We start from the raw sequence: 25,048 nt of genomic DNA on the forward strand, positions 1-25,048 counted from the left end.
TTTTGTGGCAGCAATTCCGGAGTATAAATATAAATGGCTTTTATTAATGATAACTTTATGATCTCAAGCGTTACCGGCCGCAGGCTTTATTCCCGCGTTGCCAGAGATATGCCTGTCATTGACTATCATTGTCATCTTGTCGCCAGAGATATTTATGAAAATCAGCAATTTTCAGATATTACGGCACTCTGGCTGGCGGGTGACCATTATAAATGGCGGGCCATGCGTGCCAACGGGATCCCGGAGAGAGAAATTACGGGAGATGCCAGTGCAGAAGAGAAATTTGAGGCCTGGGCCCACACAGTTGAAGCCTGCCCAGGTAATCCTCTTTATCACTGGACCCACCTTGAACTGAATACCTATTTTCAGATTGCCGGGCCGCTGAGCAGTAAAAACTGGCGGGAAGTGATGGACGCCTGTAACAGCCAACTGCAGCAGGATACTTTTCGACCTCGTGAGTTGATCGAACGCTCCGGCGTGGAGATCCTCTGCACAACTGATTCGCCTCTGGACGATCTTCGCTATCACCGTCTGCTGCAACACGATACTTCATTTAAACCACGGGTATTACCAACATTTCGGCCTGATGAACTCTTTGAGCCGGATGAGGGGCTTTTCTGTGATTTTGTCCTGCGTCTTGAGCAGACGGCAAAACAGGAAATTAATGACCTTCAGCACTTTCAGAGTGCGCTGGAAAGTCGGATTGTCTGGTTCCATAACCATGGATGCCGTATTTCAGATCATGGGCTTCAGGCGCTTCATTTCAAGCCAGTAACAGAAGACTACTTTGCCACTCTCATGGCAAAACGTCTTACCCGAACGCCGTTGACAGAACATGAGCAGGTCTGCTGGGACAGCGCCATTCTGGTTATGTTGGCAGGGCTCTACAAAAAGTATGACTGGGCCATGCAGATCCACTTTGGCGCCCTGCGCAACAACCATTCCCGCCATCACAAAAATATCGGTATTAACTGTGGGTTTGACTCAATCGTTGACCAGACGGGGCTTGCCGTAAGTCTGAATGGACTCCTTGATGCTATCGATCAGAACAGCGGATTGCCCAGAGTCATCCTCTATAACCTGAACGCCGCTTATAACGATGTGGTGGCTTCTGCCGCCGCCAATTTCCAGTCCGGCGAAGACGGCGTTCGCTCCCCTGTTCAGTTTGGTGCCGGATGGTGGCTCAATGATACAAAACGAGGAATGTTAAACCAGTTGAACACGCTGGCGGACCAGGGACTGCTGAGCAACTTTATTGGCATGCTGACGGATTCCCGGAGTTTTATTTCCTATCCTCGCCATGATTATTTCAGACGGATCCTCTGTAACCTCATCGGTCAGTGGGTTGATGACAATGAACTTCCGGATGATCCGGAACTGACAGAGGGAATGATAAGGAACATTTGTGCCGATAATGCCCGCCGTTATTTTGATTTTTAAGCGGACAGGTTTATAAGTTTTATGGACAAGACATGACTGAATGCCAGAGTAAATAGTGTCGACATATGACCGTTCCCGTCCGGAGTTCTACATTGTTCACCTGGGGAATATGCTTTGTTCGTAAGCGTCCCGTGCCGGAATGTTACCTCACAGCTGATACTAAGGGCCTCCGGGTTCTCTGCGGGCGGCTCTGGCTGTACGGCGGTGGCATCGAGAGTCACAGGGAGTAGCTGAGGATTTTCTGAGGAAGATAATAGCAGCTTTCCCTCGCGCCACTGCTGGCGCCATTTAAATAGCAGATTGGCGTTAATGCCGTTCTCAAGCGCCAGTTTTGAGATGGATATACCGGGCTCGCAGGAGGTGGCAACGAGCTGCTGCTTAAATTCGGGAGAATAATTAGGGCAGCCTTTACGCCTGCCGGGAGTCACATTTTTCTGCATATCTGACACTTTGGTTCCCACTACTTATTTGGTAGACACCACTTTGTCGGATTCATCAGATTATGACCAGACGGTTCCCGCTGGACGCTTACGAATGATTAGACCATTACAGTCCTCATGTGGCTTATGAAGACATTACTAACATCGGGGTGCACTAATCAACGGGGAGCAGGTCAAACGCAAAGAGCCCCAGATGCAACTTGATTAAGGTAGAGTCGAGTTGAGGTCAGTGGAGTTCGGAATGATCGAAAGTGATGTATGGCAGTGATTATACTTGAGTTTTGTGGAGTTTTGGAGACGTACATAGAAGTGAAAGTGGTGCCCGGACTCGGAATCGAACCAAGGACACGGGGATTTTCAATCCCCTGCTCTACCGACTGAGCTATCCGGGCAACGGGGCGCATTAAAACCGATTCGCCTCGCTGCGTCAACGAAATTTCATCAAATCAACGCAGGATGGACAATCTATCACCACATTGCATTAAAAGCACGCACCTTCAGGCGAAAAAGAGGCTCCAGGCAGCCGACAGCGGCATGGCCAGCACCAGCGCCGGCAGCATATTGACCACCGCAAACATCTTGATACCGCAGATGCGCAGCCCGGTCGCCAGCAGCAGCATTCCGCCAACGGCGCTGAAATCAGCCATCATCATCGGGGTCGTCAAAGGCATAATTAACGCCGCGCAGGCCGCCAGGGTGAGCTGAATAGCCAGCATCGGGACGCTTATCGCCGCGACGGCAATGCCGAGAGAGCAGGCAAAGATGGTGGCGGTGAAAAAGTCGAGGAACGCTTTGGCAATAAGAATACTGGCGTCGCCGGTCATGCCTTCGCGCATCGCACCGAAGATTCCGGTACCGCTGGCGCAGAACAGCACGATAATCGCGACGTAGCTCTGAACAAAAGAGTCATGGGCGGCAACCCGCCGCTTGCCCTTGGGCGAAAATATCTGCTGGAGCTTGCCGACCAAAGCGTTGGTCCCTTTCTCCATATTGCACACTTCGCCAAGCAGGGCGCCCAGCAGGGTGGCGAGCACCATCACCGGCAGGTTGGCGCATTTAATCACTAATAAAATACCGATGCCCAAAGAGGCGAGGCCAAAAATAGAGGTCATCGATGTGCGGATGCGCTCCGGCAATCTCTGGCTTAAAAGTGCGCCAATAATGCCGCCTAACAGCACCGCACCGGCGTTAATAAAAGGTCCTGTAACCACAGTGTGCTCCCGTTAATTATCCCTAATAAGTGCATTATTATGAACCTATCACGGCGTAAACGCTTGTGGATCCGTGGTGTGACTGCATATGCAATTCATCTTGCCTGGGTATGGCAAAGGTGACATTATTGCGCGAATTTTCTTCTCTTCAACTATGAGGCAGCCGGGATGACCGCATCACCAACGCATTGCCGCCGCGCGCGGATGCGCAAGCCGCCTCATCTTGCTACTCTTAGTCTCGATCCTCTTCCCCTCATGCGGTGAAGGCAGCGTATGCTCACTGCAGGACAACAGTAAAAGCGGACCCGGTCTGCTTTTACTGATGTCGGGCGGTCGGAGCTGGAATCCAGTCGGACCCTGACATTTCGTTGGACAAGGCATGAATGCCTTGTCTGAGGCCTTTTACTCTCCGGAAACGGGTATTCGCGCTAATGAAATCAATGCACATTGCCGCCAGCTGCGAGCTGGTCCCCCATCTGTCCACCCACCGTCGCGTGGTGGCGCTGGACAGTACCGATTTTACCGATGTGGCGGCAGTCGTCATTACCGCAGCGGACAGCCGCAGCGGCATCCTCTCTCTACTTAAGCGTAGCGGGTTTAACCTGCCGGTCTATCTGCTAAGCGACAGCGAAATGGCAAAGCCTGACGGCGTCGCGGCGGTGATGGCCGGCAAAGAGCAGGAGTGGCTGGAGCTGGAAGCGGCCGCCTGCTGCTATGAAGACAACCTGTTGCCGCCGTTCTTTAATACCCTGACCCAGTACGTCGAGATGGACAACAGCACCTTTGCCTGTCCGGGACATCAGCACGGGGCGTTTTTTAAAAAACACCCTGCGGGCCGTCAGTTCTTTGACTTCTTTGGTGAGAACGTCTTCCGCGCCGATATGTGCAATGCCGACGTCAAGCTGGGTGATCTGCTGATCCACGAAGGCTCCGCCAAGCATGCGCAGAAGTTCGCGGCGAAGGTGTTTAACGCCGACAAAACCTATTTCGTCCTTAACGGCACCTCGGCGGCGAATAAGGTGGTCAGCAACGCGCTGCTCACCCGCGGCGACCTGGTGCTGTTTGATCGTAATAACCACAAATCCAACCACCACGGCGCGCTGATTCAGGCCGGGGCCACGCCGGTCTACCTGGAGGCCTCGCGCAACCCGTTCGGCTTTATCGGCGGCATCGATGACCACTGCTTCGATGAAGGCTATCTGCGCAACCTGATCCGTGAAGTGGCGCCGGAAAAGGCCGATGCGCCGCGGCCGTTCCGCCTGGCGGTGATTCAGCTTGGCACCTACGACGGGACCATCTATAACGCCCGTCAGGTGGTGGATAAAATTGGCAGCCTGTGCGACTACATCCTGTTTGATTCCGCCTGGGTCGGCTACGAGCAGTTTATTCCGATGATGGCCGACTGTTCGCCGCTGCTGCTCGATCTGACGCCGGAAGACCCGGGCATTTTTGTCACCCAGTCGGTGCATAAACAGCAGGCCGGTTTCTCGCAAACCTCGCAGATCCACAAGAAGGATAACCACCTGCGCGGCCAGGAACGATTCTGCCCGCACAAGCGGTTGAATAACGCCTTTATGCTGCACGCGTCAACCAGCCCGTTTTACCCGCTGTTTGCGGCGCTCGACGTGAATGCCAAAATTCATGAAGGCGAAAGCGGCCGCCGGCTGTGGGCAGACTGCGTGGCGCTGGGTATCGAAGCGCGTAAGGCGATCCTTGCCAGCTGTAAGATGATTCAGCCCTTTGTTCCGCCGACGGTGGCCGGGCGTCCGTGGCAGGATCATCCGACCGAAGCCATCGCCCGCGAGCGGCGCTTCTTCAGCTTTGAGCCGGGCGCCAGCTGGCACGGCTTTGAGGGCTATGCGGGCGATCAGTACTTCGTTGATCCCTGCAAGCTGCTGCTGACCACACCGGGCATTGACGCGCAAAGCGGCGAATATACCGACTTCGGGATCCCGGCGACGATTCTGGCGCACTACCTGCGCGAGAACGGCATTGTGCCCGAGAAGTGCGATCTGAACTCGATTCTGTTCCTGCTGACCCCGGCCGAGAGCGCTGAAAAAATGGCGCAGCTGGTGGCGATGCTGGCGCAGTTTGAACAGCATATCGAAGCCGATACCCCGCTGGCCGACGTGCTGCCGACCATCTTTAACAAATATCCGGTGCGCTATCGTGATTACACTATCCGCGAGCTATGCCAGGAGATGCACGATCTGTACGTCAGTTTCGACGTTAAGGACCTGCAAAAAGAGATGTTCCGCAAGCGGAGCTTCCCGCGGGTGGTGATGGATCCGCAGGATGCGAACCGCGAGTTTATCCGCGGTAACGTTGACCTCGTGCGTCTGAGCGAGGCCGAAGGCCGCGTGGCGGCGGAGGGGGCGCTGCCGTATCCGCCGGGGGTGCTGTGCGTGGTGCCGGGCGAGGTGTGGGGCGGGGCGGTGCTGCGCTACTTCCTCGCGCTGGAGGAGGGCGTCAATATGCTGCCCGGCTTCTCGCCGGAGCTGCAGGGCGTCTACAGCGAAACGGATCCTGACGGCATCAAGCGGCTGTACGGCAACGTGCTGAAGGCATAAAAAAACGCCCCGGCGCGAGCGCGGGGCGTGGCGTTTTGTCGCCCGGCAGGCGTCGCGCCGCCGGGCTGCTATCAGGCGCTCTGCTGGACGGCGGCAGGCTCTCTGACGTGCTTGTACTTAAACAGCGCGACGAAGGCGAAGGCCAGAACCAGCGAGTATCCGGCGAAGATAAGCCATACCGGCTGCCAGTTGGTGATACCGTCGGTGGTATACATCTCCACCACTTTCCCACTCACCACGCCGCCAAGAATACAGCCGAAGCCGTTGGTCATCATCAGGAACATCCCCTGGGCGCTGGCGCGAATTTCCGGTCTCACCTCTTTCTCGACAAATACCGAACCCGAGATGTTGAAGAAGTCGAAGGCGCAGCCGTAGACAATCATCGACAGAACCAGCAGCACGGTGCCGAACGGCGTTGGGTCGCCGTAGGCGAACAGGCCGAAGCGCAGCATCCACGCCACGATACTGATCAGCATGACGTTCTTGATGCCGTAGCGGCTCAGGAAGAACGGAATGGTCAGAATAAACAGGGTTTCGGAGATCTGGGAAATCGACATCATTACCGACGCATGCTCGACGATAAAGCTGCCCGAGAATAGCGGGTTATTGTCGAAGCTGTGCAGGAAGGTATTACCGAACATGTTGGTGATCTGCAGCTCTGCGCCCAACAGCATGGAGAAGATAAAGAAAATCGCCATCCGCTTGTTTTTGAACAGGGCAAATGCGTCCAGGCCCAGCATGGTGCTCCAGCTCTGGTTTTTCTGCTGGTTAGAGACCGGGATATGCGGCAGCGTCAGGGTGAACAGCGCCAGCACGACGGAGAGCGTTGCGCCGATATAAAGCTGCATATGGCTTAGCTCGAAGCCGGCGAAGCTAACGGCCCACATCGCCATGATAAAACCGATGGTTCCCCAGATACGGATAGGCGGGAAATCGGTGACGATATCCATACCGGCGGATTTCAGACGATAGTAGGAAATGGTGTTAATCAGCCCCAGCGTTGGCATATAGGCCAGCGAGTTGAGGAGAATAACCAGGAACATCTCCCCCGGCGTGGTGACCTGAGCCGCCATAAATAGCGTCCCCGCCCCGACCAGATGACATAGCGCATAGACCCACTTGGCGCTGATCCACTTATCCGCCACGATACCCAGCAGCGTGGGCATAAACACGGCCGCAATACCCAGCGAGCTGTATACGGCACCGATCGACGCTCCGTCAAACTTAAGCGTCACAAACATATAGGAGCCTAGCGTAGTCAGCCAACTACCCCACAGGCAGAACTGCAGAAACGACAATATTTTAAGCTGCAGCTTAAGGTTCATGTTATTTTCCTCACGAGTAAGCGGGGGATCTGTTGTTATGGTTACATTCAGGACTACGATTTGATGAAATTCTATCAGTAAGCGGCATCATGTTTTGTTACCTTCCGCAAATAAATGCAATCCATATTAATTTGCAGATTAGATTGTGATGCAAATAACGTTTTCGTATGGCGCGCGGTGAAATGACACGAGACGATCCCGGCTCTCGCGCGTGCCGAGAGCCGGGTAGAGGGCAAAACCCTATTTGCGGCGGTAGGACTTCTGCGCCGTGTTGACTTTATAGAGGTAGCGGCGGGATTCCCCTGAAGGGTGGCGGGTGGTGAGCGTCGAGTAGACGTCGCCCGGCGTCATGCTGTTAATGATATTGGCAGCCTGGACCTTATCGCTGGAGAAGACCCGCAGTACGCTCCCCGCGCCGCCGTTATAGGCGGTGATCACCGCGTAGCGCCGCGAGGTGGGGTTGTCGATGCCGGCGAGATAGACGTTGTTCAACATCGCCAGATACGCGGTGCCGGTGTCGATATTATTGGCCGGATCGAACAGGAAGCTGCGGCTCGGCAGGCCCGATCTCCCCTGGGAGCGGAACACGTCTTTCCCGGCGCTGTGCTGGACGACCTGCATCAGTCCCAGCGCGTCGGCGTGGCTGACGGCGTAAGGGTTGAAGGAGGATTCGGTCTGCATAATCGCCAGGATCAGCGACTCGTCAATGCCGTACTTCCGCGCCGACTGGCGCACCATTCCGATATACTTATGCGCGCGCTTATCGAGGTGGTTCGGTACCAGGCTGATGGTGATGCTGTAAATCATCCGCAGGCCGTTGCTGCGGCTTTTCAGCCGCGTCTGCAGCAGATAGTCGGCGTAACGCGACGCGCGCCACTCCCAGCGAATCGGATCGCCGTGATTGTCCACCACCTGGCCGTACAGGAACGGCTCTTTCGAAATCTGGATATCGTCGGTGTCGGAGTAGAGGTCAATGGAGCCCGGATCGTCGCCCATCAGCAGCGTTTTGATGATGGTCTGACGAATGCGGCCGGTGGGATCGGTACCGGCGATAGTCTCGACGGTGATGGTACCCTCATCAAAGTTGATGTGGCTACGGGTCTGATAACCGTCGGTATATTTAACGTAGTCTTTCGGCCCGGCGAGCAGGACTTCGTTATAACCCCAAATATTTTCGACGTTGTGGGCGAACTGGCCCATCAGGATATCGAAACCGTTGGTGTCCTTTACCCACGCTTCGTCATACCCGGCCCCCTTTTTATTCGAGCTGGAACACGAAACGAGCAAAGGCGCAATGAGCGCTAGCGCTAAATATTTTTTCATCATTCCGGGAGTGTGCGTTGTGTTGGTGGTGGTAAAAGCCGTCAGGCCCTTACCGTTTTTCCGGCGGCGTATAGCCTTCGATATGCACATCCTTCCCTTCAAACAGGAACTGAATCATCTCCTGCTCCAGCAGCTTGCGGTGCTCTACGTTCATCATGTTGAGCTTCTGCTCGTTGATCAGCATGGTCTGCTTGTGCTGCCACTGGGCCCAGGCTTCTTTGGAGATCTCGTTATAGATGCGTTTACCGAGATCGCCCGGGTAGAGCTGGAAATCCTGGCCATCCGCTTCGCGCTGCAGGAAAGTACAAAAAATAGTTCTGCTCATGATTAATCCTCTTTAATTCGCCTGAACGCTATACCAGCGCCCCGGCCTTAAGCTGTTGCAACAGGCGTTCCACGGGAGCCGCCAGACCGACCGACGGCGGCTGCGCTAAGTTATACCAGAGTGCGCCGGCTTCATCCATGCATGCGCCTGATGAGTGCACTGTAAGCCACATCGGCACAATATCCAGGTGGAAATGGCTGAAAGTGTGGCGAAAGGCGGTCAGCTGCGTCAGATTATCGGCCTGAATCTGCCGCTGTGCCAGCCACTCGCGCAGCGCCTCCTGGTCTTCAAACTGCGGAAAACAGAATAATCCGCCCCACAGACCTACCGGCGGGCGCTGGGCGAGAAACACCTCGTCGCCGTGCTGCATCAGCAGAAAATAGCCGCTGCGTTGCGGAATGGTCTGCTTCGGTTTCCTGCCGGGATATTGAGTCCATGAATTATTGGCGTAGGCCTCGCAGCCGTTATTCAGCGGGCACAGCTCGCATTTAGGCTTCGAGCGGGTGCAGACGATCGCTCCCAGATCCATCATCGCCTGGTTAAAACGCTCGACCCCTTTGGCTGGCGTCACCTCTTCGCTAATCCCCCAAAGCTGCTTCTCTACCTCTTTTTTTCCCGGCCAGCCGCTTACCGCATAGCAGCGGGCCAGCACGCGCTTCACGTTGCCGTCGAGAATCGGAAAATGCTTACCAAGAGAGAGCGATAAAATGGCGCCCGCCGTCGAGCGTCCGACTCCGGGCAGCGCGGCCACTTCGTCAAAGGTCTGCGGGAATTCGCCGCCGTGCTGGCTGGCCACCTGCTGCGCCGCCTTATGTAAATTACGCGCCCGGGCGTAGTAGCCGAGGCCGGTCCACAGATGCAGGACTTCGTCCAACGGGGCGCTGGCCAGATCGATAACCGTTGGGAAACGCGCCATAAAGCGTTCAAAATAAGGGATTACCGTTGCCACCTGCGTTTGTTGCAACATCACCTCGGAGAGCCATACTTTGTAGGGCGTTTTGCCGATTTGCCATGGCAGGGTTTTACGCCCGTATTTGTCGTACCACTCCAGCACCTGGGTTGAAAATTGCGCGGCGAGAAAAGTCAAAGCTGCAGCTCCGGAATTGCGATAACAGGGTGGCAGATTGCAGCACAAGGGCGAGAGGCTGTAAACCCTTGCATCCGTCGGGTAACTTTGGATAATGCCCGTTTTCCGAACACATTCACAAGCAGACCTAACCTTTATGAAAAACGACGTCATATCTCCGGAGTTCGATGAAAACGGCCGCCCTCTGCGCCGCATTCGTAGCTTCGTCCGCCGCCAGGGCCGCCTGACTAAAGGGCAACAGCACGCGTTGGATAATATCTGGCCGGTGATGGGCGTTGAGTTCACCGATGCGCCGCTTGATTTAGCTTCGCTGTTTGGCCGCGAGGCGCCGGTTACCTTAGAGATCGGTTTTGGCATGGGCTCCTCGCTGGTGGCGATGGCCAGGGCGAAACCGGAGCAGAATTTCCTCGGGATTGAAGTTCACTCTCCGGGCGTCGGAGCGTGTCTTGCTTCCGCTGAGGAAGAGGGTGTACAAAACCTGCGCGTGATGTGTCACGATGCGGTCGAGGTGCTGCACACCATGATTGCGGATAACTCCCTTAATATGGTGCAGCTCTTTTTCCCGGACCCGTGGCACAAAGCGCGGCATAATAAACGCCGCATCGTGCAGGCGCCGTTCGCTGAACTGGTTAAAAGCAAGCTCAAGCTCGGCGGCGTCTTCCATATGGCGACCGACTGGGAACAGTATGCCGAGCATATGCTGGAAGTGATGTCGTCGCTCGACGGCTACCGCAACCGGTCGGAAAGCAACGACTATGTACCGCGCCCGGAATCGCGCCCGGTAACCAAATTTGAACAGCGTGGTCATCGTCTTGGCCACGGCGTATGGGACTTAATGTTCGAGAGGGTGAAATAATGGCAAAGAATCGTAGCCGTCGTCTGCGTAAGAAAATGCATATCGACGAGTTTCAGGAAGTGGGCTTCTCCGTCGCCTGGCGTTTCCCGGACGGGAGCAGCGAAGAGCATATCGACCAGACCGTGAATGACCTGATCAATGAAGTGATCGAGCCGAACAAGCTGGCGTTTGACGGCAGCGGCTACCTCTCCTGGGAAGGTCTGATCTGCCTGCAGGAAATCGGTAAATGTACCGAAGAGCATCAGGCCATTGTCCGCAAGTGGCTGGAAGAGCGTCAGCTTGCCGACGTGCGCACCAGCGAACTTTTTGACATCTGGTGGGACTAAGTTTGACGAGGGTCGGCAATTGCCGACCCGTTTTGTCTGAAGGGAGCTTTATGATGCGCAAAACGCTGCTGGCGGTGGCGCTGTCCGTCACCGCTTTGACCGCGCATGCGGACTACCAGTGTAGCGTCACGCCGCGCGACGACGTGATCCTCAGCCCGCAGAAGGTGCAGGTGAAAGGGGAGAACGGCGATCTGGTGATTATGCCGGACGGCAGCCTGACCTATAACGGAAAACAGTATTCCCTGAACGCGGCCCAGCGCGAGCAGGCTCAGGATTATCAGGCCGGCCTGCGCAGCAGCCTGCCGTGGATTGACGACGGCGCCCGCGCGCGGGTTGAAAAAGGTCGTAAGGCGCTGGATAAAATCATCACCGAACAGGTGGGAACCAGCAGCAGCATGCACGGTCGTCTGACCAAGCTGGACGCGCAGCTAAAAACGCAGATGAATCGTATTATTGAACGCCGCAGCGATGGGCTGACCTTCCATTATAAAGCGATCGATCAGGTCCGCGCCGACGGCCAGCAGCTGGTCAATCAGGCGATGGGCGGCATCCTGCAGGACAGCATTAACGAAATGGGCGCGAAGGCGGTCCTCAAGGGCGGCGGTAACCCGCTGCAGGGGATCCTCGGCAGCCTTGGCGGCCTGCAAACGGCGATTCAGGAAGAGTGGAAGAACCAGGAGGCGGATTTCCAGCAGTTCGGTAAAGACGTCTGCAGCCGGGTGGTTTCCCTTGAAGATAGCCGCAAGACGCTGGTGAGCTCGCTGAAATAACCTTTTCTTTCATTGCCGGCCCGCAACGTCCGGGCCGCGCAATATTCTTTTTTTCACCGTCCCGATTAGGCACGTCCGTGCGATACGCGCGAGCGGCGGGCCAGCGAGTCGATAATCACCGCAATCGCCAGCACGCAGCCGGTAATGATATAGCGCAGCGATGAGGGCAGATTCAGCAGCGTCAGACCGTTCGAAATCGACTGAATAACGATGATCCCCAGCAGCGCGGACCAGGCGCTACCGCGCCCGCCAAACAGGCTGGTGCCGCCGATCACCGCCGCAGCGATGGCGTTGAGGTTAACGTCGCCGGTACCAGCCTGCTGGCTGGCTGAGGCCAGGCGTGAAGCCGCCAGAATCCCCCCGAATGTCGCCAGCGTCGCGCAGAGCACAAAGGCGCTGACGTAAATGGCCCTGACGTTAATCCCCGAACGACGCGCGGCCTCGCGGTTGCCGCCGACCGCAAACATCGAGCGTCCCCATTTTGTCCGCTTCAGCGCATAGTTGAGCACCATCGCCGCCGCGACAAACAGACCGAAAATCCACGGCACGCCGCGACCCAAATTGAGGTAGAAAACGGCGGCCTCAAAAATCACCGTCAGCAGCACCGTGCGCAGCAGCAGCGAGCTAACGGACTCCGCGGAGAGGTTGGCCTGCAGGCGCCGTACGCGGGTTTTAAGGCCAAACGTCAGCAGCGCCAGGCCGGGCAGAAGCGCCATGGCATGGGAGAACCAGCCCGGCATGACCATCAGCTGGCCGAAGCGAACCAGCGGCGACGCGTAGGGCAGGTTGATGCTGCCGCTGGGGCCGAGAATGTACAGCTGCATCCCGAGCAGCGCCAGCAGGCCGGCGAGCGTCGCCACGAAGCTCGGCATCCCGACGCGGTTGTAGAGCAGGGCGTACATCAGGCCGACGGTGATACCGCACAGCAGCGCGACGCCAATAGCCGCGGCGACCGGCCAGCCCGCGTTGACCCACAGGACGCCGACAATCGCCGAGGCCAGGCCGCTCATCGAGCCGACGGAAAGGTCGATTTCGCCCAGCATCAGCACGCAGACGATCCCCAGCGAGATAAAGCCTACGGTAGCGCAGTCAAAAAGCAGGTTAACCAGGTTATTCGGCGCAATAAACACCGGGTTGAGCCAGGTAAACACCAGGGAGATAACGATCAGCCCGGCAATCACCGGGGCGGTGCCGAGGTCGCCGGTCTTGATACGATTGATTTGCGCACGCGCCACGCCGAACAGACCATCGTTGTGCTGGACGCGCTCATCGCTGCGATCCAGGGCCGGGCGGGATTCTGTCTTGCTGTTCATAAAATTAAATCACTCCCGAAGAACTTAACTGTGATTTACGTTCAACGCGGCGCGACACGGCATTTTCCGTTGCGCCGGTAATGGCGGCGACCAGATCCTGGTTGGACGCGTCGGGGGTGAAGATTCCCTTATTACGCCCGAGGCGCAGCACCACGATGCGATCGGCAACCGCGCGCACGTCTTCCATGTTATGGCTGATAATAATGACGCCGAGGCCGCGTTCGCGAACGCGCTCGATCAGGTTGAGCACTTCCGCCGTCTGGGCGACGCCGAGGGCGGCGGTCGGCTCATCCAGCATGATGATTTTTGGATTCATCAGCAGAGAGCGGGCAATGGCGACGGTTTGGCGCTGGCCGCCGGAGAGCGAGGCGATGGGTTCGCGCACCGACGGAATTCGGGCCGCCAGCTCCTGCAGCAGCGTCCATGCTCGCACCTCCATGGCGACCTCATCCAGCTGTAAAGGCGAGATCTCCTGGCCTAAAAACAGGTTGGCCACCACGTCCAGGTTTTCGCACAGGGCTAAATCCTGAAAAACCGTGGCGATGCCGTATTCCAGCGCTTTTCCCGGGCTATCAAGCGTGACGACCCTGCCGTCGAACTCAATGGTGCCGTCGGTAGGCTGATGCACGCCGGCGAGAATTTTGACCAGCGTAGATTTTCCCGCGCCGTTATCGCCCACCAGCGCCACCACTTCACCTGCGTGGACCTCCAGCTCGATATCCGCCAGGGCGCAGACGGCGCCAAAGTGTTTAGAGACGTTGCTGAGCTTCAGGATCGGCTGCCCGGCCGTGGATATTTTCTCTTGTTCTTGCGACATGGAAGAGACCTCAACTATTGCGAAACTACGCCCGCCGTTGGATGACGGGCGCGTGGGCAAAATTACTTTCCGATGCCTAACTTCTGGCAGGCTGCGGCGTATTCGCCGGTACAAACCTGAGCGTAGGTCTGGATCTTTTTATCGAAGATTTCCGCTTTAATATTTTTCGCGGTGATCACCGCCGGGGTGAAGAGCTGCGAAGGGGTGTTGTACAGGGTGGTGCTGGCCTGAGGCTTCTTACCCTGAATAAACTCAACGGCCACTTTCGCCGCCGCCGCCGCGACGATTTCAGACGGTTTGGAGATAGTGTTGTACTGGTCGCCGGCAATAATGAGCTGCAGCGCGGCGATGGTGGCATCGTTGCCGGTGACCGGCGGTACCGGCTGTACGCCAGCGGCTTTGAAGGCGGCAATCGCCCCGCCGCCGGTGCCGTCGTTGGCGGCAACCACGCCTTTAATTTTGTCACCAAAGCGGGTTATCTGCCCGGCAGCCCACTCCTGCGCTTTTGGCGGCGCCCATTCCGGCGTATCAAATTCTGCCAGGGTTTTGTAGCCCGACTCCTTCAGGCCGCGGTGGATACCGTCGCGGATCAGTCCCGCCGCCGCGTCGGTAGGGGAGCCGTTGATTTGCAGCACGCCGGCATCCTGCGGCACGCCGCTCTCTTTCAGATGGCTGGTTAAGGATTTAGAGATGGCATAGCCAATCCCTTCGTTATCAAACGAGACGTAGAAATCAGCCGGTTTCGCCGGGATGGGGCGATCGTAGGCGATCACTTTGACATCCTGCGCCTGGGCGTTGGCGACCAGGGCGGCGGCGGCGGAAGAGTCCACCGGATCGAGAACGATGATTTTCGCTCCTTGGGCAATCACCGAGTTGAACTGCTGCTGCTGCAGGGTGGCGCTGGCGTTGGCGTTTTGATAAATGACCTTGCAGTCGGCGCACAGTTTGCTCATCTCCGCCTTGAAGCCCGGAAAATCATGCTGCTCGTAGCGCGTCGATGCCTGGTCGGGCATTAAAAAAGCGACCGTGGCGGATTCCGCTGCCTGTGCTGAAGCGGTAATCCCGGCGGATATTGTTGCAAGTGCGATAAAAACATTGCGGTAATTCATTGTCTTACCCTCTTTTTTATATGCTTGAGCCCGCCGGCGTGGGCCGACGTCATAAAGACTTTTTTAATAAGAGTTACCAATAATTCACATATAGGATACTTCGGTTTTACATTTGCTCAACCGATGAAGCAGGAGTACCACCGCGCAAAAAAGGAGTCAAGAAATGGAAAAATATCGATGTGTATTTGTGATTGGCTGCAAAGAACTGAATAAAAAATAAGCAGGCGCTTTGACCGAAGCGCGGAGGGAAAAACGACGGTGAGAAGAGGGGAGCGTGCGGGAAAAAAACGGGCGGCGAAGGGCCGCCCGGATGCTTAGTCTTCGCTCAGGAACAGCTCCAACAGCGAGTTTAAAAACAGCTTACCGTGCTCGGTTATCTGCCAGCTGTGCGCGTCTTCAGCCAGGTAGCCCTGGGCGATGGCGGCGGCAATTTGCGGACGAATCACGCTCTCATCAAGGCCGGTATAGCGGCTGAACTCGGCGCGCGGCGCGGCTTCCAGCAGGCGGAAACGGTTCATAAAGAACTCGAACGGCTTATCCGCCGCCTCGACGTCGTGCTGGCGCTCAAGGTAGCGGCCTTCCATGTAGCCGCGCGGGTGGCGCGTTTTTGCCGTGCGCAGAATGCGTCCGTCAGGGAACGTCACCTTACCGTGCGCCCCGCAGCCGATACCGAGGTAGTCGCCAAAGCGCCAGTAGTTAAGATTGTGCTGGCACTGATAGCCGGGTTTGGCGTAGGCGGAGGTTTCATACTGCTGATAGCCTGCCGCCGTCAGCAGTTGATGCCCCTGCTCAAAAATATCCCACAGCGCATCGTCATCCGGCAGCACCGGCGGACGGGAGCCGAACAGGGTATTCGGCTCAATCGTCAGCTGATACCACGACAGGTGCGGCGGGCTGAGTTCGATGGCCTGGCGCAGATCGTCCAGCGCTTCATCCAGCGACTGGTCCGGCAGGCCGTGCATCAGGTCGAGGTTGAAACTACGCAGGCCGAGGCCGGTGGCCAGGTGCGCCGCGCGTTTCGCCTCGTTAGGGCCGTGAATACGTCCCAGACGCTGCAGCTTTGCTTCGCTAAAGCTTTGCACGCCGATGGAGATCCGGTTGACCCCCGCGCGCTGATACTCAACAAAGCGATCGGCTTCCACGGTGCCGGGGTTGGCCTCCATGGTGATCTCGGCGTCGGCGGCCAGCGGCAGGCAGGCGCGAACGCCGTCGAGCAGCATCTGCATGGCCGGCCCGGAGAGCAGGCTAGGCGTACCGCCGCCGATAAAAATAGTCCTGACTTCACGGCCCTGGGCGTAGTGCGCGTCGGCCCGCAGGTCGTTGAGCAGGTGCTGCACGTAATCGTCGTGCGGCACCTCGCCCTTTAACGCATGCGAGTTAAAATCGCAGTACGGGCACTTCTGCACGCACCACGGGATGTGAATATACAGGCTCAGAGGTGGCAAGTTAGCCATTACGTAATGCTTCCAGTAACAGTTTCAGCGCGCGCCCGCGGTGGGATATTGCGCTTTTTTCTTCACGACTCAGCTCCGCCGCGGTTTTCCCCTCGGACGGAACAAAGAAAATAGGATCGTAGCCAAAGCCGCCGCTGCCTGCCGCGCTGCGGGCAATCACGCCCGGCCAGCTGCCGTGACAAACAATCGGCGTTGGATCCGCGGCATGGCGCAGGTAGACCAACACGCAGTGGAACTGCGCCTGACGCTTATCGTCGGGAACGTCGTGCAGGGCGACGAGCAGCTTTTCCAGGTTCTGCTGGTCGCTGGCGCCTTCGCCGGAGTAGCGTGCGGAGTAGATCCCCGGCGCGCCGCCGAGCGCATCGACTGCCAGTCCGGAGTCATCGGCAATCGCCGGCAGGCCGGTAATCTCTGCGGCGTGGCGCGCCTTCAGAATGGCGTTTTCGATAAACGTCAGCCCGGTTTCTTCAGCGTTGTCTACTCCCAGCTCGGTTTGAGCAACGATATCCAGACCAAAATCTTCCAGCAGCGAGGCCAGCTCGCGGACCTTTCCGGCATTGCCGGTGGCGAGAACAACTTTTTGCATGATTAATCCTGTATAGAGCCAGGCTCTTATTCTGTCAGCGCCGCGACCTGAGTCGGGATCTGTTGCGGGTTAATGATTTTTATCTGTTTGTGCCGACCCAGCTCGCCTTTTTCAAGAAGCACCTGGCTTTTCGCGACGCGAAACTGTTTGGCGAGGAACTTAATCAGATGGGCGTTTGCCTGACCATCAACGGGCGGGGCGGTAATGGCGACTTTGAGCTCGTCGCCATGTAAACCAACGATGCTATCACGGCTGGCCTTGGGCTGAATATACAGCCGCAAAACCAGCCCGTCAGCGCAGGCTTCGACGGCACTCATAGCGCCATCCACAGTCCCGGAAGCAGAACGTTACCGGTTGCCTGCAGCAGCTCGGAAATGCCCATGTTAATCACGTACAGCAGCAGAACCAGCACCATCGGCGAGAAGTCGATACCGCCCATGGACGGCAGCAGCTTGCGAATAGGGCGCAGCAGCGGGTCGGCGAGCTGCATCAGCACGTATTCAACCGGGCTGCGGCCCTGGCTTACCCAGCTCATAATCGCCATCAGCAGCAGCACCCAGAAAATCAGCAGGCCGATAGTCTTAATCAGGATCAGCAGCGCGGAAATCCAGATGATCGGCTGGAAGGTGACCACCATAAACAGCACGATGGCTTTGATGACGCAGAGAATAAAGGCCAGCAGCATCGAGGCGCTGTCGAGCGGCCCCAGGGCCGGGATAATACGGCGCAGCGGCCCAACCACCGGCTGGGTTGCCTTCACCACAAACTGCGAGAAGGGGTTGTAAAAGTCGCAGCGTGCCCACTGCATCCAGACGCGTAACAACATGATCATAGTGTAGAGTTCAATGACCGTTGAAAGCAGGAAAGTCAACGTCTTCATGGCGTTCCTCAGATTCCTTAATTTTTGCTGTAGTCGCGCGCACCGAAAATTGCGGTACCGATGCGCACCATAGTGCTTCCCGCCGCGATAGCGGCTTCCATATCATCCGACATTCCCAGAGACAGCGTATCGACCGCAGGGTAGTGCGCCTTAAGTCGCGCAAATGCTACCGCCATTTGTTGGGCGACGGCAAACTGCCTTACATACTCTGACTCAGGGGCCGGAATGGCCATTAATCCGCGTAGCTGCAGATGCGGCAGGGCGTCGATCTCTGCCGCCAGCGCATCCAGCTCCTCAGGCGGGATCCCTGATTTGCTTTGCTCATCGCTGATATTAATTTGAATCAACACGTTAAGCGGCGGCAGATGCGCCGGACGCTGCTCGCTTAGCCGGGTGGCGATCTTCAGCCGGTCGACGGTGTGGCACCAGTCGAAATGCTCCGCCACCAGACGACTTTTGTTGGACTGCAGCGGGCCAATAAAGTGCCACTGCAAATGGTGAACCCCGGCATCCTGAAAGTGGCGAATTTTTTCCACGCCTTCCTGAACGTAGTTTTCACCGAAAGCCACCTGACCGGCAGCTACCGCTTCTTCAACCGCGCTCGCAGGTTTGGTTTTACTGACTGCAAGCAACGTAACTTCTTCTGGCGAGCGGCCGCAGCGAGCGGCAGCGCCTGAGATTTTGTCCCGGACCTGTGCCAGGTTATGCGCAATATCGTTCATATTCCGAGGATGAGTTATGGAGCTGGAAGAAATAGTGGCCCTTAGTGTAAAGCATAATGTCTCCGATCTACACCTGTGCAATGCCTCGGCGCCGCGCTGGCGTCGTCAGGGGAGGCTGGAGCCCGCGCCCTTCACGTCGCCGGAGATTGGCAAAATACTTGCGCAGTGGCTCAACGATGAGCAGCAGGCGCAGTGGCAGGCCAGCGGACAGGTTGATTTCGCGCTGGCGCTACCCGGCGGGCCGCGCCTTCGCGCCAGCGCATTTGCCCACACGCGCGGGCTATCGCTGGCGCTGCGCCTTCTGCCGGAAGCCTGCCCGCGGCTTGATGAGCTCTGCGTTCCCGCCGCGATAGCCGAGCTGCTCAATGAAGAGAGCGGGCTGATCCTCGTGACCGGCGCGACCGGCAGCGGTAAATCGACCACCCTCGCGGCGATGGTTGGCTATCTCAATCAGCGCCTCGACGGCCATATCCTGACCCTTGAAGATCCGGTGGAGTTTGTCCATGGCAGCAAGCGCTGCCTGGTCCAGCAGCGTGAAATTGGCCGCCACGCGCCGTCGTTTGCGGCGGCGCTGCGGGTGGCGCTGCGCCAGGACCCGGACGTCATTCTGCTGGGCGAGCTGCGCGACAGCGAGACCATCCGCCTGGCGCTGACGGCTGCGGAGACCGGGCACCTGGTGATGGCCACGCTGCATACCCGCGGCGCCGCGCAGGCGGTCGAGCGTCTGGTTGACGTTTTTCCTGCCCAGGAAAAAGAGCAGGTTCGCGGCCAGCTGGCGGGAAGTTTATGCGCCGTACTGGCGCAAAAATTATTACCGGATATATCTGGCGGTAGAGTTGCGCTATTCGAGCTTTTGGTAAATACCCCGGCGGTGGCTAATTTGATCCGCGAGGGTAAAACCCATCAACTTCCCGGCGTTATGCAGACCGGACAGCAGAGCGGAATGCAGACTTTTACGCAAAGTTTTCAACAGCGTGTCTCCTCCGGTCGCCTGTAGCCGGAGGTTTAATATTCAGTCATCATGCCAGTTTGTTGTTATCATAATGTTTTATTAATGTTCTTTGATATTGATTTTAAATATAGGTAAGCGTACATGATTACGTCAAAATAATGAGTGCCAGGAATTTGCTTAGGCATTATCTCTCGCAGGGATGGGAAAAAAATAAGATTATCTTTTGACACTTTTAATGAATTCACCTTATGCTGTTTGTGGGGATGGGATGATTCTTATAAAATATTGTTTTAATATGTAAATTTATTTCAGTTTATTAATGAGTATGTGATTTTTTTGTTTTAATTCATTTAACCACTATGATGGTGGATGCTTGCTAAGGAGAGTTTTAAGTGATTAATTTATCAGGCAATTACTCCCATTCTCGTCAGATTATCCTTATTACTCATCCCTCGATTCAGAGTAAGTCTTTTGTCAGCGGACTGGCGGAAACCCTATCGAACGCAGTGGCTCTGCATAATATCAATAAGCCGCTGACGCAGCGCTTAGCGAAAGACTGTGTAATATTATTTGATATTGCCGTGTCGAATAAAAAACTGAACGGCGTGTGGCGAAATATTATTCGATCGCACGCAGAGAGCCCGCGCCTGTTGATTATCAACATCGTACAAAAGTATGAGCTCTATGAGATGGCGCAGTGGCCCGCACTCTACGGCGTCTTCCGCCATGACGATGACGTCTCGCGTTTAATTGAGGGCGTTAAGGCCGTGCTGAACGGCGAACAGACGGCTGAATTGAGCGTGATGCACCCGGCGATGTACGCTGTGAATCATACATCGGTACCGGCGGAAAGCTCGCCGCTGACGGAACGGGAATGTGAGATCTTAAATGAGCTGCGCTGCGGTGCGACCAATATGGATATCGCCCGGGCGCTGTTCATTAGCGAGAATACGGTGCGCACTCATCTCTATAACGTCTTTCGCAAGCTGAGCGTGAAGAATCGTACCCAGGCGGTGAGCTGGGCTAACGAGCATCTCCGTCACTAGGTCTTCACGATGATGGTGCCGGCTCGGCGCCATCATGTCAGGGGTTAAAAACCCTGCTCGAAGTAGCTTTCCAGAATAACCACCGCCGAGGCTGAGTCGACGCTGCCTTTATTCAAGGCGCGAAACCCGCCGTGCTCAAAGAGCCCTGCGCGGGCCTCCACCGTGCTCAGACGCTCATCGTGCAGGGTTATCTTTACCCCAAAGCGGCCGTGAATTTTATTGGCGAAGTTGCGCGCGCGCGCGGTTAGCGGCTGCTCGGTACCGTCCATATTCAGCGGCAGGCCGACGATAACGGCTTCCGGCTGCCACTCTTTCAGCAGCTTTTCGATAACGTTCCAGTCCGGCTTCCCGTCCTGTGCTTTTAGTGCAGGAAGCGGGCGGGCGGTGCCGGTAATGCGTTGCCCAATCGCGACGCCGATGCTTTTGGTTCCAAAATCAAAGCCCAGTAAGGTTCCGCTCATTATGCGTGCCCCGCAACGCCGGGCATCGTCACAATATCGATCCCAATCAGTTTTGCCGATTCACGCCAGCGATCGGCAATCGGTGTTTTAAACAAAATATTCTGATCCGCCGGGGCGGTGAGCCAGGCGTTATCGAGCAGCTCCTGCTCCAGCTGCCCCTTTTCCCAGGAGGCGTAGCCCAGCGCCACCAGAACGTTGCTCGGCTGCTTATCGGTACCGAGAGTTTCCAGCACGTCCCGCGACGTGGTGATCACGGTATTGTCGGAGATACGAATGCTGGAAGAGAAGTCAGAGGGCGGCGAGTGCAGAATAAATCCGCGATCTTCCGCCAGCGGGCCGCCAAGCATGACCGGCTTATCGAGGCGAATATCGGGGTTGCGCGGCTCAGCGACAATTTTCAGCTTCTCGAGGATCCCGTCAATCTGCAGATTTTCCAGCGGTTTGTTGACGATAATACCCATGGCACCATCATCGTTGTACTCGCAGATATAGACCACGGAGCGGCGGAATATGGGGTCCTGAAGAGCAGGCATGGCAATCAAAAAGTGATGCTGTAAATTCATTGGCAGAGGTTCTGTTCCTGGTTCAAAAAAGCAGCACCCAGTATGCGGGCAAAGTGCCGCCCTGTCGATTCAACTTTATCTTTCACGCTACGGGGGCGTTGGCTTCCTCGCTCGCCCCGGTCACATAGTAAAACTATGCTCCCGGGCGCTCGCTGCGTCGCCGCCTTCCCGTAGCGCGAAATCTTTCGTTGAATCTATCGGCTCGAAGGGAAAAAGGTAAAAAAGCGAAGAGCGAATAACGAATAACAAAAAAACGAAGAGTAAAAGGGCGTTGGCCCTTTTACTCTTAAGCTTTTGTTGATGCAAGCCGGCTCATCTATAAGCCGCGGATTACTTAGCGAGGCGCTTCTCGATGGCGTCCATCAGCATCCCGGTGATGGAGATCGGGAAGGCGGCCTCAATTTCGCGTACGCAGGTTGGGCTGGTGACGTTAATTTCCGTCAGGCGATCGCCGATGATATCCAGACCGACGAAAATCAGGCCCTTGGCCTTCAGCGTAGGACCGACGCGGCGGGCAATCTCCCAATCGCTCTCGGTCAGCGGGCGGGCTTCGCCGCGACCGCCGGCGGCCAGGTTGCCGCGCGTCTCTCCGCCCTGAGGAATACGCGCCAGGCACCAGGGAACCGGCTCGCCGTCGACGACCAGCACGCGCTTATCGCCATCCTTGATGGCCGGCAGATAGTTTTGCGCCATGCAGTAGCGGCTGCCCAAGTCGGTCAGCGTTTCCGCAATCACCGGCAGGTTAGGATCGCCCTCTTTCACGCGGAAAATAGAGGAACCGCCCATGCCGTCCAGCGGCTTGAGGATAATATCGCCGTGCTTTTCCCAGAAGGCTTTCAGCTGCGCCTTGTTGCGGGTGACCAGCGTTTCTGGCGTCAGGTCGGCAAACCAGGCGGTAAACAGCTTCTCGTTACAGTCGCGCAGGCTCTGCGGCTTGTTGACGATAAGCGTGCCCTTATCTTCCGCGCGCTCCAGAATATAGGTGGCATAAATGAACTCGGTATCGAACGGCGGATCCTTACGCATCAGAATCACGTCGAGATCCGCCAGCGGCAGATCCTGCTCACCGCTGAACTCGTACCACTTGTCGTAATTCTGCTCGACGCTCAGCGTGCGCGTACGGGCGCGGGCTTCGCCGTTGATTAAGTACAGGTCGTTCATCTCCATATAATGGAGTTCGTAGCCACGACGCTGGGCTTCCAGCAGCATGGCGAAGCTGGTGTCTTTCTTGATGTTGATGGTTGCGATGGGGTCCATCACGATGCCGAGCTTGATCATTATTATTCTCCGTTAACGCTTCAACCTAAGTCGCCAAAACGCACCTGTAGCGCGGTAATGGCGGTTAGCGCAGTTGTCTCTGTACGCAGAACGCGCGGTCCCAACAGAATATCAGTAAACTGGTAACGAGCGGTCATCGCGATCTCTTCCGCTGACAGCCCTCCTTCAGGACCAATCAGCAGACGAATGCGCTCGACCGGCAGCGGCAGCGTGTTAATGCTGGCGCTGGCGCGAGGGTGCAGGTTCAGCTTCAGGCTGTCGTCCTGCTCCGCACACCATGCCTCCAGCTGCATGGCCGGGCGAATTTCTGGCACCACGTTGCGGCCGCTCTGCTCGCAGGCGGCAATGGCGATTTTCTGCCACTGCTGGATCTTTTTCTGCAAGCGTTCGGCATCCAGTTTAACCCCGCAGCGCTCGGAAAACAGTGGCGTAATGAGGCTTACCCCGAGCTCGATCGATTTCTGGATGGTGAATTCCATCTTTTCGCCGCGCGACATGACCTGACCGAGGTGAATATGCAGCGGCGATTCGCGGTCGTCACGCTCGCCGCTGACGATCTCAACCGTCACGTTTTTCTTGCCCGCGTCGACGATTGTGGCTTCAAATACCTGATTACTACCGTCAAAAAGCTGAATGGCCTGGCCTTTACCCATTCGCAGTACGCGACCAACGTGGTTCGCCGCGTCGTCGGAAAGGGCTATCTGGCTGCCGACGATAATCGGTTCGGGGTGGTGGATGCGGGGAGTGCGCATGCTTGATATTCCGTTCTTCGCGCAGGCCCCGGTTCCCCGCTGCGGCGAGAGAATAGCGGGACCTGCAAATTAACAATTGCCGCTAGTGTAGGTTAGCTCTTTTGCGCCTGGCAAGCCTGCTGGACGTAAGGATTGTGGTTGCCCTGAACTTTAGCGATACGCTCATCGCGTTCGCACTCCCAACGGGTGACCGGGTAGGTCTTATCCCAGGCGGTAAAAAGCTGGGTTTGCTGACGGGAAAGCGTGAGCTGATAGCTATCGCGCATATAGAAGTAGGTCCGCGCAATCGCCCCGCGCGCGCGCGCCGGCGGCTCGGCGACCTTCTCTTTAAAATCGACCTTCATCGCGCACTGGCCGTACTGGCCTTCGCCGCCTTTCCACTGGCTGTACATATAGTTAGCGCGGTCGCCGTTGACCTCGCCAACCGCCGGCTGCAGGTTGTGCATATCGCTTTCCATCCTGCGGTATACCGGATCTTTGGCGCAGTTTTTACGCCCGCCGTCCTGCCAGCACTGGCGCTGGTGGCCAAACTGCCACGCCGGGACGACGTGCTCCCACTCGACGCGGCTGGCGCGGTTTTCGTTTTTACGCACTTTATAGCCGCAGGATTGTAGATTGATTACGCCTTTTTTACCCTGCCAGTCGATTTTGCAGCCGCAGTAGAAGTCGCCGGGGGCATCGGCGTTAACCTTCACTCCGGCGGTTTTTGCCTGGGAAAAACTATGGATCCCTTCGGCCATTGACTGACCGCTAAAGGCCGCAGTCAAAAGCGCTGCGGCAAAAATATGAGTACGGGACATCGTGAACTCCGTGTCAAAACGAGCCCGCAACGTAGCGAATGCGATTGTCAGATGCAATCAGTCAGATCAGAAAATTTCCAGTTATAGCCGATATTTACTCTTCGGCGACCAGCAGATCGCCGCAGCGAACGCAGCGGTAGGTGGCTTCGCCGCGCGTCACACGGTTGTGACGGCGAACGGTGAGCTGGTGCTGCTGGCACTGGCAGCGGTAGGGGAAAGTATTCTGCCGCACGGAGTCCAGTTCGAAGCGGTGGGTGCGGCGGGCCGGCACTTCCAGCACGCTTTCCATCATCCACTTCCACTCTTTGCCGTGCGGCGCCACGCGTCCAAAATGCTGCCACACCAGCAGGTGCGCCAGCTCGTGCGGCACAACCTCATCGATAAACGCCTGCTGGTTCTCCAGCAGCAGCACCGGGTTGAGGCGAATTTCATTCTTCTCCAGCCAGGCGGTGCCGGCGGAGGTTCCCCGCTGCTGATAGACCAGCACGGGTTCCGGATAGCGGCGCTCAAGCTTGAGGTTCGCGAGGGCGAGTTTTTCCCGCAGGCTGCGCATTACGGCCTGCTGCGTAGCGATGGGAATTCGGGGTGTCTTCATAGCGCCAGAGGATAGTGCGGCGAGGAGAGGAGAGCAAGAAGAAGCTT

At 56.8% G+C, this 25,048-nt stretch carries 27 protein-coding genes and 1 tRNA gene; 7 read left to right on the plus strand and 21 right to left on the minus strand.

The window, feature by feature from the left end; all coding sequences use genetic code 11:
* Positions 1–33: 33 nt before the first annotated feature.
* Positions 34–1,440, plus strand: coding sequence for a glucuronate isomerase (gene uxaC / locus GVK32_RS03035; protein WP_159865020.1), 1,407 nt, complete (start codon positions 34–36; stop codon positions 1,438–1,440).
* On the opposite strand, the gene GVK32_RS03040 is transcribed toward uxaC, so the two are convergent.
* From GVK32_RS03040 to GVK32_RS03050, 3 genes are all read right to left on the minus strand, one after another.
* Positions 1,437–1,880, minus strand: coding sequence for a transposase (locus GVK32_RS03040; RefSeq protein WP_227697805.1), 444 nt, complete (start codon positions 1,878–1,880; stop codon positions 1,437–1,439). The two genes, uxaC and GVK32_RS03040, sit on opposite strands and share 4 nt — an antisense overlap.
* A 316-nt stretch (positions 1,881–2,196) precedes the next feature.
* Positions 2,197–2,272: transfer RNA gene (locus GVK32_RS03045), tRNA-Phe, on the minus strand.
* A 105-nt stretch (positions 2,273–2,377) separates the two neighbouring features.
* On the minus strand, positions 2,378–3,091 hold the full coding sequence (locus GVK32_RS03050; RefSeq protein ID WP_123708816.1) for a DUF554 domain-containing protein: 714 nt from the start codon (positions 3,089–3,091) through the stop codon (positions 2,378–2,380).
* Positions 3,092–3,522: 431 nt separating this feature from the next.
* On the opposite strand from GVK32_RS03050, the gene GVK32_RS03055 reads away from it, so the two are divergent.
* Positions 3,523–5,661, plus strand: a complete 2,139-nt coding sequence (locus GVK32_RS03055) for an ornithine decarboxylase (RefSeq protein ID WP_159865023.1) — start codon at positions 3,523–3,525, stop codon at positions 5,659–5,661.
* Between the two features lie 71 nt (positions 5,662–5,732).
* On the opposite strand, the gene GVK32_RS03060 is transcribed toward GVK32_RS03055, so the two are convergent.
* From GVK32_RS03060 to mutY, 4 genes are all read right to left on the minus strand, one after another.
* Positions 5,733–6,986, minus strand: coding sequence for a nucleoside permease (locus GVK32_RS03060; RefSeq protein ID WP_159865025.1), 1,254 nt, complete (start codon positions 6,984–6,986; stop codon positions 5,733–5,735).
* Between the two features lie 240 nt (positions 6,987–7,226).
* Positions 7,227–8,309 carry a membrane-bound lytic murein transglycosylase MltC gene (gene mltC, locus GVK32_RS03065; RefSeq protein WP_159865028.1) on the minus strand — a complete coding sequence of 361 codons (1,083 nt, stop codon included), beginning with the start codon at positions 8,307–8,309 and terminating at the stop codon, positions 7,227–7,229.
* 49 nt (positions 8,310–8,358) lie between these two features.
* Positions 8,359–8,634 carry an oxidative damage protection protein gene (locus tag GVK32_RS03070; protein WP_041147215.1) on the minus strand — a complete coding sequence of 92 codons (276 nt, stop codon included), beginning with the start codon at positions 8,632–8,634 and terminating at the stop codon, positions 8,359–8,361.
* A gap of 28 nt (positions 8,635–8,662) precedes the next feature.
* Positions 8,663–9,721, minus strand: coding sequence for an A/G-specific adenine glycosylase (mutY, locus tag GVK32_RS03075; protein ID WP_159865031.1), 1,059 nt, complete (start codon positions 9,719–9,721; stop codon positions 8,663–8,665).
* A gap of 136 nt (positions 9,722–9,857) precedes the next feature.
* Between mutY and trmB the strand changes: the two genes are divergently transcribed.
* The 3 genes from trmB to GVK32_RS03090 are packed head-to-tail and all read left to right on the plus strand — an operon-like array spanning position 9,858 to position 11,673.
* A complete protein-coding gene (gene trmB / locus GVK32_RS03080; protein ID WP_133600957.1) occupies positions 9,858–10,577 on the plus strand; it encodes a tRNA (guanosine(46)-N7)-methyltransferase TrmB in 720 nt (239 codons plus the stop codon).
* Positions 10,577–10,903: a YggL family protein gene (locus GVK32_RS03085; RefSeq protein ID WP_041147212.1), complete on the plus strand. Its 327-nt coding sequence runs from the start codon at positions 10,577–10,579 to the stop codon at positions 10,901–10,903. The genes trmB and GVK32_RS03085 overlap by 1 nt, the downstream gene beginning before the upstream one ends.
* Positions 10,904–10,953: 50 nt before the next feature.
* Entirely contained in the window at positions 10,954–11,673 is a 720-nt protein-coding gene (locus tag GVK32_RS03090) for a DUF2884 domain-containing protein (protein WP_041147211.1), read from the plus strand.
* Positions 11,674–11,738: 65 nt separating this feature from the next.
* Here GVK32_RS03090 and GVK32_RS03095 read toward each other — a convergent pair whose 3' ends face one another.
* From GVK32_RS03095 to GVK32_RS03130, 8 genes are all read right to left on the minus strand, one after another.
* Positions 11,739–12,986 (minus strand): sugar ABC transporter permease, encoded by a 1,248-nt coding sequence (locus GVK32_RS03095; RefSeq protein ID WP_159865034.1) that lies wholly within the window; start codon positions 12,984–12,986, stop codon positions 11,739–11,741.
* Positions 12,987–12,990: 4 nt separating this feature from the next.
* Positions 12,991–13,803 (minus strand): ATP-binding cassette domain-containing protein, encoded by an 813-nt coding sequence (locus GVK32_RS03100; RefSeq protein ID WP_041147209.1) that lies wholly within the window; start codon positions 13,801–13,803, stop codon positions 12,991–12,993.
* Between the two features lie 62 nt (positions 13,804–13,865).
* On the minus strand, positions 13,866–14,912 hold the full coding sequence (locus GVK32_RS03105) for a substrate-binding domain-containing protein (protein ID WP_159865037.1): 1,047 nt from the start codon (positions 14,910–14,912) through the stop codon (positions 13,866–13,868).
* A gap of 314 nt (positions 14,913–15,226) precedes the next feature.
* Positions 15,227–16,366, minus strand: coding sequence for a radical SAM family heme chaperone HemW (gene hemW / locus GVK32_RS03110; protein WP_159865040.1), 1,140 nt, complete (start codon positions 16,364–16,366; stop codon positions 15,227–15,229).
* Positions 16,359–16,952, minus strand: coding sequence for an XTP/dITP diphosphatase (locus GVK32_RS03115; protein ID WP_076946669.1), 594 nt, complete (start codon positions 16,950–16,952; stop codon positions 16,359–16,361). The genes hemW and GVK32_RS03115 overlap by 8 nt, the downstream gene beginning before the upstream one ends.
* A 26-nt stretch (positions 16,953–16,978) precedes the next feature.
* Positions 16,979–17,269 carry a DUF167 family protein YggU gene (gene yggU, locus GVK32_RS03120; RefSeq protein WP_041147205.1) on the minus strand — a complete coding sequence of 97 codons (291 nt, stop codon included), beginning with the start codon at positions 17,267–17,269 and terminating at the stop codon, positions 16,979–16,981.
* Positions 17,266–17,832, minus strand: a complete 567-nt coding sequence (locus tag GVK32_RS03125; protein WP_041147204.1) for a YggT family protein — start codon at positions 17,830–17,832, stop codon at positions 17,266–17,268. The genes yggU and GVK32_RS03125 overlap by 4 nt, the downstream gene beginning before the upstream one ends.
* Positions 17,833–17,849: 17 nt before the next feature.
* Positions 17,850–18,554, minus strand: a complete 705-nt coding sequence (locus GVK32_RS03130; RefSeq protein WP_159865043.1) for a YggS family pyridoxal phosphate-dependent enzyme — start codon at positions 18,552–18,554, stop codon at positions 17,850–17,852.
* Positions 18,555–18,570: 16 nt separating this feature from the next.
* On the opposite strand from GVK32_RS03130, the gene GVK32_RS03135 reads away from it, so the two are divergent.
* Positions 18,571–19,551, plus strand: coding sequence for a type IV pilus twitching motility protein PilT (locus GVK32_RS03135; protein ID WP_159865046.1), 981 nt, complete (start codon positions 18,571–18,573; stop codon positions 19,549–19,551).
* Positions 19,552–19,898: 347 nt separating this feature from the next.
* Positions 19,899–20,552 carry a LuxR C-terminal-related transcriptional regulator gene (locus GVK32_RS03140; RefSeq protein WP_159865049.1) on the plus strand — a complete coding sequence of 218 codons (654 nt, stop codon included), beginning with the start codon at positions 19,899–19,901 and terminating at the stop codon, positions 20,550–20,552.
* Between the two features lie 44 nt (positions 20,553–20,596).
* Here the strand turns inward: GVK32_RS03140 and ruvX are convergent, their stop codons facing one another.
* The 6 genes from ruvX to GVK32_RS03170 form a co-directional block, all read right to left on the minus strand.
* Positions 20,597–21,013, minus strand: coding sequence for a Holliday junction resolvase RuvX (gene ruvX / locus GVK32_RS03145; protein ID WP_041147200.1), 417 nt, complete (start codon positions 21,011–21,013; stop codon positions 20,597–20,599).
* Positions 21,013–21,576, minus strand: coding sequence for a YqgE/AlgH family protein (locus GVK32_RS03150; RefSeq protein ID WP_159865052.1), 564 nt, complete (start codon positions 21,574–21,576; stop codon positions 21,013–21,015). The genes ruvX and GVK32_RS03150 overlap by 1 nt, the downstream gene beginning before the upstream one ends.
* Positions 21,577–21,906: 330 nt before the next feature.
* A complete protein-coding gene (gene gshB / locus GVK32_RS03155; protein ID WP_076946673.1) occupies positions 21,907–22,854 on the minus strand; it encodes a glutathione synthase in 948 nt (315 codons plus the stop codon).
* Positions 22,855–22,874: 20 nt separating this feature from the next.
* Positions 22,875–23,606, minus strand: a complete 732-nt coding sequence (rsmE, locus tag GVK32_RS03160; RefSeq protein ID WP_076946674.1) for a 16S rRNA (uracil(1498)-N(3))-methyltransferase — start codon at positions 23,604–23,606, stop codon at positions 22,875–22,877.
* Positions 23,607–23,698: 92 nt separating this feature from the next.
* Positions 23,699–24,406, minus strand: a complete 708-nt coding sequence (gene endA, locus GVK32_RS03165) for a deoxyribonuclease I (RefSeq protein ID WP_159865055.1) — start codon at positions 24,404–24,406, stop codon at positions 23,699–23,701.
* Positions 24,407–24,500: 94 nt separating this feature from the next.
* Positions 24,501–25,001 carry a SprT family zinc-dependent metalloprotease gene (locus GVK32_RS03170; protein WP_159865058.1) on the minus strand — a complete coding sequence of 167 codons (501 nt, stop codon included), beginning with the start codon at positions 24,999–25,001 and terminating at the stop codon, positions 24,501–24,503.
* Positions 25,002–25,048 lie beyond the last annotated feature (47 nt).

It is taken from the genome of Klebsiella sp. 18074, assembly GCF_902705905.1.
In the GTDB taxonomy this organism is placed as follows: domain Bacteria; phylum Pseudomonadota; class Gammaproteobacteria; order Enterobacterales; family Enterobacteriaceae; genus Klebsiella; species Klebsiella terrigena.